Here is a 13,077-nt window from a genome sequence, read left to right as displayed (position 1 = left end):
CCCGGCGCTGTGACACCATCAGGCAGTCAGCTTCACCGCTTCGCTGGAAAAGTCATCCGCCGGTTCGAACTTGAGATCCAGGGTAGCCAGCAGTGCGCGTGCCTTATCGTGAAACTCTTTTAGCGTATATTCCAGGCGGTCAATCACTTCCTGATCTTTAATCGTGGTCGCCTGCCAGTTGCCGTCTTTATTAAACAGGCCAAACTGGTAGCTATACGTAAAGCGTTTTTCCTCTGCTTCCATTTCCATCCACCAGCCCCAGAATTCACGTTTTTCGGGTGCAGGCTTCACGTTGACGCATACAGCCAGGCAGTCGAAAAAAAAGCGATTCTCTTCACACTGCTCTTCTCGAATATACGGGCCGAGAGCCATAAACTTCTTAATCAGTCTACTTTTCGGGTGTCCACTCGGTAACGTCATTGCGATCTCCTTTTGTGAAGCCACTGTTTTACCAAACCAGCGAAATTTAGCAATCTATTAACACAATCTCTGAGCGATCCAGCGCGTAATCTCTTTCAGTGATTTGTCGAAATTCTGATAGACCGGGCTGAACGGCACCTCAAGCAATTTGCCATCCGCAGATGACGAAGTGATTAATCGTGACTCTTCTTCCGGGCTGAACGGATCGTTTTTCCAGAACCCTGACAGCATCGGCGTTGGGCAGCGACGTCCCAGCAACCCCTGCGTTTTTAACGAGTAGCGATTGAGCTCAACGCGCAGCGCTTCGTCTGATGCATCATGCATGCCAAGGCGGCTGGCCAGCACATCAAGGTACATTTCAGGTACGCTCCCCTGGCGTGCAGGATCGCTGAGCAGAGCGTGTACGACCGGGCCGAGGCAGGCGACGGCTTTCAGACGAGAAGATTCAAGATAAGCCAGACGCACCGCGACGTTCGCGCCGAAACGGAAGCCGAATGCCGCCACGCGGGTGTGGTCAACCCACGGAATATTTTCCAGCGCTTTTAGCGCATGCTGGTGCAGCAGGCTGGAATCCTGAGTCAGTTTCCATTTGGATGAGAAACCAATTGAAGGCATATCCAGCGTCAGCATCGCGATCCCTTTTGGTGCGAAGTAACGCTCATACAGGCTGTAATAATCAATTTGCAGCGAATCCAGCCCGCCGCACATGAGGACGGTCGGGAACGGACCTTCACCTTCAGGCATATGCAGGAATCCGGTAACGGACGCGCCCCCTGAAATGGTGAATTCAAGTTCACGCATCCGGCCCGGCAGACGTTGAGCCGCCTCCTGATAGGCGCGATTCGCCAGCGCCTGAGCCTGCTCCGCCAGTTCATCCCCTTTTAAATGGGGGTAAGCGGCAATGCCGTAAAGATTAGCAGCGTGCAGCCAGTGCTTGCCGCTGCGCGTGGCATCCTCTTCCTGGCTGGCTTTTTGCTGCCAGAGCATCGCCTGTTTAGACCACTCGTAGATCCAGTTTCCGCCACGGTAGCCCACCACCGTATCGTAGAGTTCGCTGTCGGTACGTTCGGCTTCACTCATCACGATACGTGCCTGCACATCGAGGATTTCACGGGGGTCAATACCGCGCCAGATCCACATCAGGCGGTTAATCATGCGATACCAGTGAGGCACGTTTTTACCGTCTAACGCGGACTGGACGGCAGGCTGGGTACCCGGATTGAAGCGACGCACCAGCGTCGACGTTTCAGGGTGTTTGAAACGGGGTTTGAAGAGAGTCTCGGTGAGATTCGCCTGCGTCATTGCGTTGCCTCCATGAATACGTCGTATAGAGACTATTGTAACGCGTGGCAGGCCAAAAAGAACAACGCCCGACATAGTCGGGCGTGTAAAGTTACGTACTGGTATTAACGGCCTGAAATAGGCGGTACGAAGACCACGCCCATATCCCATGGCTGTTCAATCCAGGTGTCCTGCGGGATATCAATCACGTAATCGTCAACCAGCGGGCGGCCAGCAGGCTTCGCGAAGATAGTGACGAAATGTGCTTTCGGATACATTTCGCGGATAGCGACCGCAGTACCGCCGGTATCTACCAGGTCATCAATAACGATGAAGCCTTCACCGTCGCCTTCCGCACGTTTCAGCACGGTCAGCTCGCGCTGGTTGTCATGGTCATAGCTGGAGATGCAAACGGTATCGACATGACGAATACCCAGCTCACGTGCCAGCAGCGCCCCCGGTACCAGACCGCCACGGCTGACGGCAATAATGCCTTTCCACTGTTCGGAAGGCATCAGACGCGCAGCCAGTTTGCGTGCGTGAATCTGCAACATGTCCCAGGTGACGACGTATTTTTCGCTCATGTGAAGTGTCCCAGCCTGTTTTTATACGGCTTAAAAAGTGTTCGAGGGGGAAATAGGTTGCGCGAGATTATAGAGATCTGACGCACTAAAAACCAGTGTTTAGCGCCCTCTGCCTGAGTTTTTACATGCTTTATGCTACCAGCCAGCAGAGAAAGTGGTATTCTCAGTTTCATCTCGCAAGCCTGACTTGTGGTAACTATTAACCTGCTAACCCTGTGACCTGCAACCCTGTTTGCAGCGCCTCGACAAGGAGACTTATCGTGTCTGAACTGTCTCAATTATCTCCGCAGCCGCTGTGGGATATTTTTGCGAAAATCTGCTCCATTCCACACCCTTCCTACCACGAAGAACAGCTTGCCGAACATATTATGGGCTGGGCGAAGGAAAAAGGTCTGCATGCTGAACGTGACCAGGTTGGCAACATTCTGATCCGCAAACCGGCTACCGCAGGCATGGAAAACCGCAAACCGGTTGTGCTGCAGGCGCACCTGGACATGGTGCCACAGAAGAACAACGACACCGTTCACGACTTCACCAAAGACCCGATTCAACCGTACATCGACGGCGACTGGGTGAAAGCACGCGGCACCACGCTGGGCGCGGATAACGGCATCGGTATGGCCTCTGCGCTGGCCGTGCTGGCCGATGACAGCGTTGAGCACGGTCCGCTGGAAGTGCTGCTGACCATGACCGAAGAAGCGGGCATGGACGGCGCGTTTGGTCTGCAGGCGAACTGGCTGCAGGCGGACATCCTGATCAACACCGACTCTGAAGAAGAAGGCGAGATCTACATGGGCTGCGCGGGCGGGATTGATTTCATCTCTACCCTGCCGCTGAAGCGCGAAGCGATTCCTGCTGGCTTCCAGACCTTCAAGCTGACGCTGAAAGGGCTGAAAGGCGGCCACTCCGGCGGCGATATTCACCTGGGTCTGGGTAACGCCAACAAGCTGCTGGCGCGCTTCCTGGCAGGCCATGCGGCCGAGCTGGATCTGCGTCTGGTAGACTTCAACGGCGGTACACTGCGTAACGCGATCCCGCGCGAAGCGTTCGCCACCGTAGCGGTTCCAGCGGCAAAAGCGGACGAGCTGAAAAAACTCTCCACCGTATACCTGGATATCCTGAAAAACGAACTGTCGGCGAAAGAGAAGAACCTGACCGTAGTGCTGGAATCTGTTTCTACAGATAAAGCCGCGCTGACCGTACAGTCTCGTGACTCCTTCGTTCAGCTGCTGAACGCGACGCCAAACGGCGTGATCCGCAACTCTGACGTGGCGAAAGGCGTGGTGGAAACCTCACTGAACGTGGGCGTGGTGACCATGAGCGACGACAGCGCGGAAATCATCTGCCTGATCCGCTCGCTGATCGACAGCGGTAAAGAGTACGTGGTGAGCATGCTGGAATCTCTGGGCACGCTGGCGGGCGCGAAAACGTCTGCAAAAGGCAGCTACCCGGGCTGGCAGCCGGATGCAAGCTCTCCGGTGATGGCGCTGGTGCGTGAAACTTACCAGCGTCTGTTCAACAGCACGCCAAACATTCAGGTGATCCACGCGGGTCTGGAATGTGGTCTGTTCAAGAAACCGTATCCGGATATGGATATGGTGTCCATCGGGCCAACCATTACCGGTCCACACTCGCCGGATGAGCAGGTTCATATCGAAAGCGTCGGTCACTACTGGACGCTGCTGACTGAACTGCTGAAAGCGATCCCTGCGAAATAACATCTTCATCCCAGCCCTCTTCCTGTGGAAGAGGGTGAAAAATCCAGGCCCGGTAAGCGTAGCGCCACCGGGCTTTTTTACAATCCCAGAACCAGCTGTCGCTCTAGCTGCGGATCCAGCAGCGTGACGTGCAATCCCACCAGCCTTACCCCTCGCCCGCCCCGGCGCTCTTCCCATGCCTTTTTTGCCGTCGCGATAAGATCGTCTTTATTCAGTCGCGGCCAGACGTGTTCCTGCGTGGTCTGCTGGAAGTCGTTGAATTTTAATTTGATACCCTGACGGGCAATCAGCAGGTCCGGCTTCACCTTGATTAAACGCCGTTCCAGCTCCGGATAAAGCTGTTCCGTGATGATCATTTCGCATTCAGACCAGTCATGTATATCTTCAATGAGGGTGCGCTCAACGCCGACGGATTTACGGAGCCGCTCGCTGTTCACATCGCGATCGTCAATTCCCTGGCTGCGCTCCCACAGCACGCGGCCAAACTTCCCGAAACGCTTGAGCAGCATGGCGAGATCGCTTTGCTGCACGTCTTCACAGGTCCGTAGCCCCATGCTTTCCAGCTTTGCGGCGGAGACTTTTCCCACGCCGGGGATTTTGCCGAGCGGCAGCGTTTTCAAAAACGCCGGCACCTCGTCAGGCGTGATGACGTATTGACCGTTGGGCTTATTTAAATCGGAGGCAATTTTGGCGAGGAATTTAACGGGCGCGACGCCCGCCGATGCCGTCAGATTCAGCTCGTTGAAAATCGTCTGGCGGATCTCCTGCGCCATCAGCGTGGCGGAGCCGTGGCAGTGCACGCTGTCGGTCACATCCAGATAGGCTTCGTCCAGCGACAGCGGCTCTATCAGAGAGGTATAGCGGGAGAAGATTTCCCGAATATGGAGGGAAGCCTCTTTATAGGCTTCAAACCGGCCGGGCAGAAGCGTGAGATGAGGGCAAAGCTTTAAGGCCATCGCCGTTGGCATCGCGCTGCGCACGCCAAATTTGCGCGCAGGATAGTTGGCGGTGCTGATGACACCACGCTGAACGCGGCTGCCGCCAATGGCGATGGGAATATCCCGCAGCGCCGGGTTGTCACGCATCTCCACTGCGGCAAAAAAGCAGTCCATATCGACATGGATTATTTTGCGCATAGTAAGCCCTCACTCATCACTGGATAAGTATACAGTAAATAAATGAGGGTTGAGAAGTGTGTGTGGGAATTGTCGGGTGGCGGCTTCGCCTTACCCGACCTACACGACTAAATAATGCGCTGCTGCTCGCGGGCCATTCTTTTTTTCCGCGCATCGCACGGTTCCGGACAGTCGCAAACCTTTTCCATCCCAATAGATGAAATACCGCCGCAGCTACCCTGAATGCTTTTCCGCTTAACGATCCAGCCTAACGACATGCCGAAGATGACAAGCACAAACACCACAAAGGTTGCCAGAAACGTCAGCATCATCAGCCTCCAAAGTCATCGAGCAAGATGTTCTCATCTTCGACACCGAGATCTTTCAGCATCTTAATCACGGCGGCGTTCATCATCGGCGGACCACACATATAGAACTCGCAGTCCTCAGGCGCCGGGTGCTGTTTGAGGTAGTTTTCATACAGCACGTTGTGGATGAACCCCGTATAGCCCGTCCAGTTATCTTCCGGCTGCGGATCGGAAAGCGCCACATGGAAGGTAAAGTTCGGGTTTTCACGCGCCAGCTGTTCAAACTCATCTTCATAGAACATCTCGCGCAGCGAGCGCGCCCCGTACCAGAAGCTGATCTTACGCTGGCTACCCAGCCGCTTGAGCTGGTCAAAGATGTGCGAGCGCATCGGGGCCATACCGGCACCGCCGCCGATAAACACCATTTCCGCGTCGGTATCTTTCGCGAAGAACTCCCCGAACGGGCCGGAGATCGTCACCTTATCGCCAGGCTTCAGGGACCAGATGTATGACGACATGACGCCCGGCGGTGCATCCGGCACATTCGGTGGCGGCGTGGCGATACGCACGTTGAGCATGATGATGCCCTTCTCTTCCGGGTAGTTGGCCATCGAGTAGGCGCGCAGCGTCGGCTCTTTCGCCTCAGATACAAAGCGGAAGAGATTGAATTTGTCCCAGTCGGCGCGGTACTCATGCGGCACGTCAAAGTCCGCATAGGCCACAGCGTGCTCCGGGCACTCGATCTGAATGTAGCCTCCGGCGCGGAACGGGACATGCTCGCCTTCCGGCACCCGCAGCTTCAGCTCTTTTATAAAGGTGGCTTTGTTATCATTAGAGATAACCTCGCACTCCCATTTTTTGACGCCGAAGATCTCTTCCGGCAGCTCAATCTTCATGTTCTGACGTACCGCGACCTGGCAGGCCAGACGACAGCCCTCTTTTGCCTCACGCTTTGTGATATGCGCCAGTTCGGTTGGCAGAATATCGCCACCGCCCTCTTTTACCGTCACGCGGCACTGTCCGCAGGAACCGCCGCCGCCGCAGGCTGAGGAGACAAAAATGCCGTTACCGGAGAGCGTGTTGAGCAGCTTGTCTCCGGCCGGCGTGCGGATCTGATTCTGCGGCTCGTCGTTAATATCAATGACCACGTCGCCGGAATTCACCAGCTTCGCGCGCGCCGCCAGAATAAGCCCTGACAGCACCAGTACAATCAGCGTGAACATCACCACGCCAAGGATAATTTCCATCTGTTTGCCCTTATAGCTGCACACCGGAGAAGGACATAAAGCCCAGCGCCATCAGCCCGGTGGTGATAAAGGTGATCCCCAGGCCACGCAGACCCGCAGGCACGTTGGCATATTTCATTTTCTCGCGGATCCCCGCCATGGTGACAATCGCCAGCATCCAGCCGATGCCGGAACCAAAACCGTACACCACGGATTCGCTGAAGTTGTAATCACGCTGCACCATAAACGAGACGCCACCAAAGATGGCGCAGTTCACCGCGATCAGCGGCAGGAAGATCCCCAGCGCGTTGTAGAGCGACGGGAAATACTTATCGAGGATCATCTCGAGGATTTGCACCAGCGCCGCGATCACCCCGATAAAGGTGATGAAGTTCAGGAAGCTGAGATCAACCCCTTCCACCAGCGCGCCGTCCCGCAGCACAAAGTTGTACACCAGATTGTTGATCGGTACAGATAAGCCGAGCACCACGGTGACCGCGATACCGAGACCAAATGCCGTCGACACTTTTTTGGAAACCGCAAGGAACGTACACATGCCGAGGAAAAACGCGAGCGCCATGTTTTCAACAAACACTGCCCGCACAAACAAACTCAGGTAATGAGCCATCGTCGGTTACTCCTTTTCCTGCTGTTCTGGCTTCAGCGTACGAATCAGCCAGATCAACAAACCGATAATGAAAAATGCGCTAGGGGCCAGCAGGAACAGGCCGTTTGGCAGATACCAGCCGCCGTTCTGCACCGTGTCCAGCACCGTGATGCCAAACAGCTTGCCGCTGCCAATCAGCTCGCGCAGGAACCCCACGGTCAGCAGGATCACGCCGTAGCCCAGGCCGTTGCCGATGCCGTCCATAAAGCTCGCCAGCGGCGGCATTTTCATGGCGTAGGCTTCCGCACGCCCCATGACGATACAGTTGGTGATAATCAGCCCGACAAACACCGAGAGCTGTTTGGAGGTTTCATAGGCGAAGGCGCGCAGCAGCTGATCGACCACGATCACCAGCGAGGCGATGATCGCCATCTGTACGATGATCCTCACGCTGTTGGGGATATGGTGGCGGATCATCGAGATAAACATGCTGGAGAACGCCGTGACCAGCGTGACCGCCAGCGTCATCACAACCGCCGTTTCCAGCTTGGTCGTCACAGCCAGAGCCGAACAGACACCCAGCACCTGGAGCGTGATCGGGTTATTGGCTAACAGTGGGCCAACGAGCACCTTTTTAACTTCTTTCAGTTCACCGGTATCAGCCATTGTTCAGCGCTCCTTCACGTACGTTTTTCAGGAAAGGACCAAAGCCCAGCTCGCCCATCCAGAAATCAAAACTGTGCTGCACGCCTTTTGAGGTGAGCGTAGCGCCGGAAAGCCCGTCAACGGCGTAGTCGTCACCGGGACGTGCCGCCCCTTTCATCACCTTCAGCGCAGGCAGGCCGTTATCGTCGAGCACTTTTTTGCCGACAAACTGTGCCCGCCAGTTAGGGTTTTCAACTTCGCCACCCAGCCCCGGCGTTTCGCCCTGGTCGTAATACGTAATGCCTTTGACCGTGCGCCCATCGGTATCAAGGGCCACAAACGCGTACATCATTGACCACAGACCGTTACCGTAAACAGGCAGTACCACTTCCTGAATGCGTTTTTGGGGATCGCGAACCAGATAGATTTCGGCCAGGTTGCTGCGACGCTTAATCCCGGCGGGATCTTGCGATGCCTCCAGCGTCAGGCTCATCTGCGGATCTTTAAGCGCCAGCGCCTGGTTGAATTTTGCCGGGTCTTTATCCAGCAGTTCACCCGTTTTTAAATCCACCAGACGCGCCGAAATACGTTCAGCAAAGACGGCCGAAACGTCGTCCGCGCTCATTCCTTCCTGCATCAGCCCGGCGACGGCCAGGATGTTGCGCTGTTTATCCAGCGCACGTTGCTCCTGCTGCAGGGGTTTTAACCCCACGGCAGAGCCGGCCACGACAATAGAACAGACCAGACAGAGCACCAGCACCACCAGCAGCGTTTTGCTGATGCTGTCGTTATTTTTAACCTCAGCCACGCGCCTTCCTCCGCTTAATGTTGGCCCGCACCACCAGGTAATCGAAGAGCGGTGCAAACAGGTTGGCAAACAGAATGGCCAACATCATCCCTTCCGGATACGCCGGGTTGACCACGCGGATCAGAACGCACATCGCGCCAATGAGCACGCCATAGCTCCATTTACCTTTGTCTGTAAACGAGGCAGAGACGGGGTCCGTCGCCATGAACATCATGCCGAACGCGAAGCCACCCAGCACCAGATGCCAGTACCACGGCATGGAGAACATCGGATTGGTGGTCGAACCGATAACGTTGAACAGGGTGGCGGTCAGCACCATGCCGATCATCACGCCCGCAACGATCCGCCAGGAGGCCACGCGACCAAAAAGAATGATCGCGCCGCCAAGCAAAATCATCAGCGTAGAGACTTCTCCGATGGAGCCCGGAATGTTGCCAATAAAGGCATCAAACCAGGTGACTGGCTGACCCGTCGCGTTGTTAACCAGCGTTTCGCCGCCGTGTGCCGCCCACTGTGAAAGCGGCGTCGCGCCGGAAAAACCGTCTGCCGCCGTCCACACGAGGTCGCCCGAGATTTGCGCCGGATAAGCAAAGAACAGAAACGCGCGTCCCGCCAGCGCCGGGTTGAGGAAGTTCCGCCCGGTGCCGCCGAAGATCTCTTTGGCAATCACCACGCCGAAGCTGATGCCAAGCGCCGCCTGCCAGAGCGGTAGCGTCGGGGGAACAATCAGGGCAAACAGAATAGAGGTCACGAAGAAGCCTTCGTTGATCTCATGTTTACGGATGATGGCAAACAGCACTTCCCAGAAGCCGCCCACGACAAATACCGTGATGTAAATCGGCAGGAAGAACACCGCGCCCAGCGTCATCATGCTCAGCCAGCCCGCGTCTGCGGTGAAGCTTACCCCTAACGACTGGGCCAGACGGTAGTGCCAGTCGGACTGGATCACCTGCGCCAGCTGCTGTGCATCGTACATGTGGTGCAGTGCCGGAATGGTCTGGAGGCCGACGTTGTACATTCCCCAGAACATCGCGGGGAAGACCGCAAACCACACCAGGATCATCATGCGCTTCAGGTCGATAGCATCGCGAACATGCGCCGCCCCTTTCGTCACCAGGCCCGGCGTGTAGAAAATGGTCGTCGTTGCTTCATACAGCGGGTAGTACTTTTTGAGCTTTCCTTCGGTAAAGTGCGGCTCAATTTTTTCAAAGAGGTGTTTTAAGCCCATCGGTTATCCTTCCTGCTCAATGCGGGTTAACACCTCGCGCAATACCGGTCCATATTCATATTTGCCCGGACAGACATAGGTACAGAGCGCCAGATCTTCTTCGTCAAGCTCCAGACAGCCCAGCGCCTGCGCGCCGTCGGTATCACCGGCAAGGAGATCGCGCAGCAGCACGGTGGGCAGAATATCCAGCGGCATGACGCGCTCGTAGTTGCCAATCGGGACCATGGCGCGCTCGCCGCCGTGCGTGCTGGTTGAGAAGCTAAACAGCTTATTACGCAGGAAGTGGCCCAGCGTGGTTCGGGTGACGGAGTATTTTTCCGCGCCTGGCAGAACCCAGCCAAACAGCTCTTTCTCACGCCCTTCCTGCACAATGCTGACCTGCAAATGGAAGCGTCCCAGGTACGCGTGCGCATTGGCCGCATGGCGGCCGCTGAGGACCGAGCCGGAAATCAGGCGGTTTTCGCCCTCTTTCGTTTCCCCCACCAGCAGTTCGTTGATGTCAGCACCCAGCAGCGTCTTCACCAGGCGCGGATTTGCAGCCTGCGGTCCGCCGATGGCGATTATCCGTTCAGCGCAGAGTTCACCCGTAGTAAAGAGCTTACCGATGGCGATGACGTCCTGATAGTTAAGGTGCCAGACCTGTTTCGCCAGGCTGACTGGCTCAAGGAAATGGATGTGCGTCCCGACCAGCCCCGCCGGATGCGGGCCAGAAAATTCATTAAACGTGACCTGCCCCAGCGGATGCCCGCCAGGCTTGCCGCCGCCGGCCTGGCAAACGTGCACTTTTCCGGATGTGAGGCGGGTTAAAACGGTTAGACCAGCATCAAAAGCTTTTCGCTGCGCCAGGATAATCGGTTCCGGGTCCACGCTGAGCGGGTTGGTGTCGATGGCCGTGACGAAAATCGCGGCAGGCTCCGTGCCCGGAACAGGGGTTTTGCTGAAGGGACGCGTACGAAGCGCGGTCCATAAACCGGATGCCAGGAGCTGATCCTGAACGGCGTCACGGTTCAGCGACGCGAGTTCTGCGGTGTCGTAATGGGCAAACTCACGCTTTTCATCGCCCTCAATGCGGATAACCACCGACTGCAGAACGCGCCGTTCGCCACGGTTGATGGCCACAACGGTGCCGCTCGCGGGGGCTGTGAACATCACGCCGGGATTTTTTTTGTCCTCAAAGAGCGTCTGTCCTTTGATAACGCGATCGCCCTCCTGTACCAGCATTGAAGGACGCATACCCAGGTAGTCTTCGCCCAAAATGGCGACATGACGGACACTTGCGCCTGTCGAAACGTGCTGCGCTGGCACGCCTGCAATCGGCAGATCAAGTCCTTTTTTAATTTTAAACATGTGGTTAGCAGGTTTCCATGAACAACAATCCAGTGGGCGCGAAGTGTAGCATTTTCCCCTTCACGCGGGCAGGGAATCCGCCGTCGCGCGCGCCAAATTGCGAGCTAATGCGCAAAGTTCCTGGAGCCATCGCAATTTTGATGGTTTATAAAGTAAAACTAATTTGTAAACTCACCGCCCGGCTCTTGCGAAAATCTATAGCGGTGCTAATGTGAGCGCTCCTAACAGAATAATCTGATTTCGGGTCTCTTTTGCCGTCCTGGCAAGTTGGTCATGGTTTTATCAAGGAACTAGTAGTATGCGTAAAATCGCATTGTTCATTGCGATGCTTCTGATGCCGTGCATGTCGTTTGCCGGACTGCTCAGCAGTAATAGCTCAACGACGCCGGTCAGCAAGGAATATAAACAGCAGTTAATGGGATCGCCGGTTTATATTCAGATCTTCAAGGAAGAGCGCACTCTCGATCTGTTTGTCAAAATGGGCGAGACATATCAGCTGCTTGATAGTTACAAAATTTGTAACTACTCCGGCGGACTGGGGCCAAAACAGCGTCAGGGCGACTTCAAAAGTCCGGAAGGGTTCTACAACGTTCAGCGCAGCCAGCTCAAGCCTGACAGCCGCTTCTATAAAGCCATTAACATCGGCTTCCCGAATGCCTATGACCGTGCACACGGTTATGAAGGTAAATATCTGATGATCCACGGTGCCTGCGTGTCTATCGGCTGTTATGCGATGACCGACTCCGGCATTGATGAGATTTTCCAGTTCGTGACGGGCGCGCTGGTCTTTGGGCAGCCTAACGTACAGGTCAGCATCTATCCGTTCCGCATGACGGACGCCAACATGGCGCGTCACAAGTACTCATACTACGCGGATTTCTGGAAACAGCTGAAGCCGGGTTACGACTACTTTGAGCAGACCCACAAGCCACCCGTGGTCTCTATCGTCGATGGCCGTTACGTGGTCAGCAAACCGCTGAGCCACGAAGTCGTCCATCCACAGCTGGCGTCAAATTACACGGTCCCCGAGACAAAATAGCACCCACTCGCCTGGCATAATCTTTTGCCAGGTTTCGTTGCCCGTCAGCGGCTGCGTTGCGATAACAGTGACTACATCGTTCGGTGTGGTCTCCTTCTGAAAGTCTATCTCCACATCCTGATCGAGCAGCGTCGCAACGCCAAACGGCGCACGGCGGGTGATCCAGAACAGATTCGTCGAGCAGAACGCCATCACATAGCGGCCATCAGAGAGCAGCATGTTGAACACGCCTTTTTCACGCAGTTCAGATGCCAGCGTCGCGATGTATTTGAACACGGCAGTCATGTTGCCGGGCGTGCGGGGATAGCGCTCCGTCAGCTTGTGCAGCAGCCAGCAGAAGGCTTTTTCGCTGTCCGTCTCGCCGACCGGGCGGAAATTGCCCGTCTCCAGCGACTTATAGCCCGTGAGCTGCCCGTTGTGTGCATAGGTCCAGTTACGGCCCCACAGCTCGCGGGTAAACGGATGGGTATTTTCCAGCGCCACTTCGCCACGGTTGGCCTGACGGATGTGGGCGATTACCGAGCGGGACTTGATCGGGTAGTCCTGAACCAGTTTGGCAATCGGTGAGTTAAAGCTGGGCTGTGGATCTTTGAACGTGCGACATCCTTTGCCTTCGTAGAAGGTGATGCCCCAGCCGTCTTTATGCGGCCCGGTTCCTCCACCGCGCTGAACCAGCCCGGTGAAGCTAAAGCAGATATCGGTTGGCACATTGGCGCTCATCCCGAGCAGTTCGCACATACAACACCTCCAC

The 13,077-nt window shown here is 55.8% G+C and carries 14 protein-coding genes; 2 read left to right on the top strand and 12 right to left on the bottom strand.

The window, feature by feature from the left end:
- Positions 1-18: 18 nt before the first annotated feature.
- The 3 genes from crl to gpt form a co-directional block, all read right to left on the bottom strand.
- Complete coding sequence (crl, locus tag HB664_RS07565) at positions 19-420, bottom strand: sigma factor-binding protein Crl (RefSeq protein ID WP_023310506.1); 402 nt, start codon at positions 418-420, stop codon at positions 19-21.
- A gap of 57 nt (positions 421-477) precedes the next feature.
- Entirely contained in the window at positions 478-1,722 is a 1,245-nt protein-coding gene (gene frsA, locus HB664_RS07560) for an esterase FrsA (RefSeq protein ID WP_039263866.1), read from the bottom strand.
- Between the two features lie 104 nt (positions 1,723-1,826).
- Positions 1,827-2,285 (bottom strand): xanthine phosphoribosyltransferase, encoded by a 459-nt coding sequence (gene gpt, locus HB664_RS07555; RefSeq protein ID WP_010427903.1) that lies wholly within the window; start codon positions 2,283-2,285, stop codon positions 1,827-1,829.
- A 260-nt stretch (positions 2,286-2,545) separates the two neighbouring features.
- Between gpt and pepD the strand changes: the two genes are divergently transcribed.
- Positions 2,546-4,003, top strand: coding sequence for a cytosol nonspecific dipeptidase (pepD, locus tag HB664_RS07550; RefSeq protein ID WP_219940556.1), 1,458 nt, complete (start codon positions 2,546-2,548; stop codon positions 4,001-4,003).
- 77 nt (positions 4,004-4,080) lie between these two features.
- On the opposite strand, the gene dinB is transcribed toward pepD, so the two are convergent.
- The 8 genes from dinB to HB664_RS07510 all read right to left on the bottom strand — a co-directional run bounded on the left by dinB (position 4,081) and on the right by HB664_RS07510 (position 11,287).
- Complete coding sequence (gene dinB / locus HB664_RS07545; RefSeq protein ID WP_219940555.1) at positions 4,081-5,139, bottom strand: DNA polymerase IV; 1,059 nt, start codon at positions 5,137-5,139, stop codon at positions 4,081-4,083.
- 107 nt (positions 5,140-5,246) lie between these two features.
- Complete coding sequence (gene nqrM, locus HB664_RS07540; RefSeq protein WP_023615899.1) at positions 5,247-5,450, bottom strand: (Na+)-NQR maturation NqrM; 204 nt, start codon at positions 5,448-5,450, stop codon at positions 5,247-5,249.
- On the bottom strand, positions 5,450-6,673 hold the full coding sequence (nqrF, locus tag HB664_RS07535; protein WP_219940554.1) for an NADH:ubiquinone reductase (Na(+)-transporting) subunit F: 1,224 nt from the start codon (positions 6,671-6,673) through the stop codon (positions 5,450-5,452). The genes nqrM and nqrF overlap by 1 nt, the downstream gene beginning before the upstream one ends.
- A gap of 10 nt (positions 6,674-6,683) precedes the next feature.
- Positions 6,684-7,280, bottom strand: a complete 597-nt coding sequence (nqrE, locus tag HB664_RS07530; protein ID WP_008500255.1) for an NADH:ubiquinone reductase (Na(+)-transporting) subunit E — start codon at positions 7,278-7,280, stop codon at positions 6,684-6,686.
- 6 nt (positions 7,281-7,286) lie between these two features.
- On the bottom strand, positions 7,287-7,925 hold the full coding sequence (locus tag HB664_RS07525; protein WP_033144701.1) for an NADH:ubiquinone reductase (Na(+)-transporting) subunit D: 639 nt from the start codon (positions 7,923-7,925) through the stop codon (positions 7,287-7,289).
- Positions 7,918-8,712 (bottom strand): Na(+)-translocating NADH-quinone reductase subunit C, encoded by a 795-nt coding sequence (locus HB664_RS07520; RefSeq protein WP_033144700.1) that lies wholly within the window; start codon positions 8,710-8,712, stop codon positions 7,918-7,920. The genes HB664_RS07525 and HB664_RS07520 overlap by 8 nt, the downstream gene beginning before the upstream one ends.
- Positions 8,705-9,940 carry an NADH:ubiquinone reductase (Na(+)-transporting) subunit B gene (locus HB664_RS07515; RefSeq protein ID WP_213787657.1) on the bottom strand — a complete coding sequence of 412 codons (1,236 nt, stop codon included), beginning with the start codon at positions 9,938-9,940 and terminating at the stop codon, positions 8,705-8,707. Before HB664_RS07515 ends, HB664_RS07520 begins: the two co-directional genes overlap by 8 nt.
- Positions 9,941-9,943: 3 nt before the next feature.
- Positions 9,944-11,287, bottom strand: coding sequence for a Na(+)-translocating NADH-quinone reductase subunit A (locus HB664_RS07510; protein ID WP_219940553.1), 1,344 nt, complete (start codon positions 11,285-11,287; stop codon positions 9,944-9,946).
- Between the two features lie 298 nt (positions 11,288-11,585).
- Here HB664_RS07510 and dpaA point away from each other — a divergent pair, with 298 nt between their 5' ends.
- Complete coding sequence (dpaA, locus tag HB664_RS07505) at positions 11,586-12,326, top strand: peptidoglycan meso-diaminopimelic acid protein amidase (protein ID WP_023310497.1); 741 nt, start codon at positions 11,586-11,588, stop codon at positions 12,324-12,326.
- On the opposite strand, the gene HB664_RS07500 is transcribed toward dpaA, so the two are convergent.
- A complete protein-coding gene (locus HB664_RS07500) occupies positions 12,297-13,064 on the bottom strand; it encodes a class II glutamine amidotransferase (protein WP_023310496.1) in 768 nt (255 codons plus the stop codon). The two genes, dpaA and HB664_RS07500, sit on opposite strands and share 30 nt — an antisense overlap.
- Positions 13,065-13,077 lie beyond the last annotated feature (13 nt).

This window comes from Enterobacter sp. DNB-S2 (assembly GCF_019443845.1).
GTDB classification, from domain to species: domain Bacteria; phylum Pseudomonadota; class Gammaproteobacteria; order Enterobacterales; family Enterobacteriaceae; genus Enterobacter; species Enterobacter asburiae_B.
Note: the sequence above shows the minus strand (reverse complement) of the source record. Positions and strands in the feature narration are given on the sequence as shown.

What these genes read in the sequence shown, in the direction of transcription:
- crl (WP_023310506.1), bottom strand. Translation starts at nt 420, where the DNA reads ATGACGTTACCGAGTGGACACCCGAAAAGTAGACTGATTAAGAAGTTT.
- frsA (WP_039263866.1), bottom strand. Translation starts at nt 1,722, where the DNA reads ATGACGCAGGCGAATCTCACCGAGACTCTCTTCAAACCCCGTTTCAAA.
- gpt (WP_010427903.1), bottom strand. Translation starts at nt 2,285, where the DNA reads ATGAGCGAAAAATACGTCGTCACCTGGGACATGTTGCAGATTCACGCA.
- dinB (WP_219940555.1), bottom strand. Translation starts at nt 5,139, where the DNA reads ATGCGCAAAATAATCCATGTCGATATGGACTGCTTTTTTGCCGCAGTG.
- nqrM (WP_023615899.1), bottom strand. Translation starts at nt 5,450, where the DNA reads ATGATGCTGACGTTTCTGGCAACCTTTGTGGTGTTTGTGCTTGTCATC.
- nqrF (WP_219940554.1), bottom strand. Translation starts at nt 6,673, where the DNA reads ATGGAAATTATCCTTGGCGTGGTGATGTTCACGCTGATTGTACTGGTG.
- nqrE (WP_008500255.1), bottom strand. Translation starts at nt 7,280, where the DNA reads ATGGCTCATTACCTGAGTTTGTTTGTGCGGGCAGTGTTTGTTGAAAAC.
- HB664_RS07525 (WP_033144701.1), bottom strand. Translation starts at nt 7,925, where the DNA reads ATGGCTGATACCGGTGAACTGAAAGAAGTTAAAAAGGTGCTCGTTGGC.
- HB664_RS07515 (WP_213787657.1), bottom strand. Translation starts at nt 9,940, where the DNA reads ATGGGCTTAAAACACCTCTTTGAAAAAATTGAGCCGCACTTTACCGAA.
- HB664_RS07510 (WP_219940553.1), bottom strand. Translation starts at nt 11,287, where the DNA reads ATGTTTAAAATTAAAAAAGGACTTGATCTGCCGATTGCAGGCGTGCCA.
- dpaA (WP_023310497.1), top strand. Translation starts at nt 11,586, where the DNA reads ATGCGTAAAATCGCATTGTTCATTGCGATGCTTCTGATGCCGTGCATG.
- HB664_RS07500 (WP_023310496.1), bottom strand. Translation starts at nt 13,064, where the DNA reads ATGTGCGAACTGCTCGGGATGAGCGCCAATGTGCCAACCGATATCTGC.